The sequence below is a fragment of the Micromonospora inaquosa genome, assembly GCF_003857055.1.
Lineage (GTDB): Bacteria > Actinomycetota > Actinomycetes > Mycobacteriales > Micromonosporaceae > Micromonospora > Micromonospora inaquosa.
Genome location: NZ_QGSZ01000023.1, coordinates 1 through 1,973, shown reverse-complemented (window position 1 = coordinate 1,973; position 1,973 = coordinate 1). Strand labels below are relative to the sequence as shown.

Genomic DNA, 1,973 nt, shown 5'->3' with positions numbered 1-1,973 from the left:
GAGCAGGGGTGGGTGGGCGTCGACGTCGTCGCGCCGGTAGCGCGGCAGCACCAGGCCGCCGTTGGCCTGGATGTCGTGAGTGGTCATGGTCGTCTCCCGTCGGACTTCGTCGCCTCCAGCGCCCGCAGTACCGCGAGTTCCCGGGCCGTCGGCGGCTCGCTCGTGGCCAGTTCCTCGGCGACGGCGAGGTCCCAGCCGGTGGCCGCCCGCGCCTGCTCGCGCGTCACGCCCGGGTGCAGGTGGGTCAGCGTGAGTTCGCAGCTGACCGGGTCGGGTTCGAGGACGCCGAGGTCGGTGATCACCACTCGGGGACCTCCGCCCCGCAGGCCGAGTCGCTCCCGGTCGCCCGGGCCTGTCCCGTACCCGACCGAGGTGACGAAGTCGACCCGTTCGGTGAATGTTCGGAGGTCCTGGCGGACGATCACCACGACCTCGCCGCAGGAGGCGGCGATCTCCGGGGCGCCACCGGCACCGGGCAGCCGGACCTTCGGGGCGTCGTAGTCGCCGCCGACCACCGTGGTGTTGATGTTGCCGTACCGGTCGAGCTGTGCGGCGCCGAGGAAGCCCACGTGGATCCGGCCGGGTTGCAGCCAGTAGTTGAACACCTCGGGCACCGACACCACGGCGTCAGCGGTGTCGGCGAGGACGCCGTCTCCGATGGAGAGCGGGAGCCGGTCCGGCTTCGCGCCGAGGCACCCGGATTCGTAGATGAGCACCAGGTTCGGGGCGTGCGTCGCCCGGGCGAGGTTCGCCGCGGTGCTGGGTAACCCGATCCCGACGAAGCAGGCGGTGTCGTCGCGCAGTTGCCGCGCGGCGGCGACGGTCATCATCTCGTCCGCGGTCCAGTCCGCCATCGCGTTCCCCTCGCTCGCTGCGCTGACTCATGCCGCCGCCCCGGCCTTGTGCACGTGCTCGTCCAGCCAGGCGCGGAAGGTGTCGCGGTGTCGGCTGACGGCGTCCCAGTCCCGGTAGAAGTCGTTGTCCCGCACCGAGTAGCCGTGGGCGTAGGACGGGTGTGCGCCGCCGGGCACCTCGGCCACCGCGGTGACCGCCCAGCCGGGCAGGACGACCTGCCCGGGTACGGGTTCCAACTCGTCCACGATCTCCTCGACGGTGACCAGTGACCGGTGGGCGGCGAGCACCGCCTCCTTCTGCACCCCGGTGATGCCCCACATCTGCACGTTGCCGCGCCGGTCGGCGCGCTGGGCGTGCACCACTGTCACATCGGGGCGCAGGGCGGGGACGGCGGTGAGTGTCTCGCCGGTGAAGGGGCAGGTGATGGGCCGGATGTTGGTGGTGTGGCCGGGCAGGTCGGTGCCGGTGTAGCCCCGCAGGACGGCGAACGGCAACCCGGACGCCCCGGCGACGTACCGGTTCGCCATGCCCGCGTGGCTGTGCTCCTCCAGTTCGAGTGGGCGCGGCCAGGCGTGCTGCACGGCGTCCCGGAAGCGGTGCAGTGACCCGACGCCCGGGTTGCCGCCCCAGGAGAAAACCAGGCGACGGGCGCACCCGGCGCCGATGAGCTGGTCGTAGATGACGTCGGGGGTCATCCGCACGAGGGTCAGGTCCTGCCGCCCCTGGCGGATGATCTCGTGGCCGGCGGCGAACGGAATGAGGTGCGTGAACCCCTCCAGGGCCACCACATCACCGTCGCGGACCAGGTGCGCCACGCCTTCGGCCAGCGGAACGAGCTTCGCCATGGGCCTCCCGCCTCCCGCGAAAACCGTGCTGCCGCCAGCCGTTCGCTATGCGGACTGCCGTACTCATGTCGAACGTACGACGGAGGATGACATCCGTCAACGACAGGCCGACCGCCCGTCCACAGTGCTCGACACTGACGTCGGGCGATGCGTTGACGCGAGCCGGACCACGTGCAAACGTTCATGCAGAGAACGGCCGTTCGGTAAGCGAACACCTCCGGGCCTTCGCGAACGGAAGCCCGCCACGCCCCGTCACCTCGAGACCACCCCCAC

The 1,973-nt window shown here is 71.2% G+C and carries 2 protein-coding genes; both read right to left on the bottom strand.

Annotated features, from left to right (window positions below; genetic code table 11):
• Positions 1-83 precede the first annotated feature (83 nt).
• Complete coding sequence (locus tag DLJ59_RS00120) at positions 84-854, bottom strand: CoA-transferase subunit beta (protein ID WP_124770509.1); 771 nt, start codon at positions 852-854, stop codon at positions 84-86.
• A gap of 27 nt (positions 855-881) precedes the next feature.
• On the bottom strand, positions 882-1,700 hold the full coding sequence (locus DLJ59_RS00115; protein WP_124770508.1) for a CoA transferase subunit A: 819 nt from the start codon (positions 1,698-1,700) through the stop codon (positions 882-884).
• Between the last annotated feature and the right edge of the window lie 273 nt (positions 1,701-1,973).

What these genes read in the sequence shown, in the direction of transcription:
- DLJ59_RS00120 (WP_124770509.1), bottom strand. Translation starts at nt 854, where the DNA reads ATGGCGGACTGGACCGCGGACGAGATGATGACCGTCGCCGCCGCGCGG.
- DLJ59_RS00115 (WP_124770508.1), bottom strand. Translation starts at nt 1,700, where the DNA reads ATGGCGAAGCTCGTTCCGCTGGCCGAAGGCGTGGCGCACCTGGTCCGC.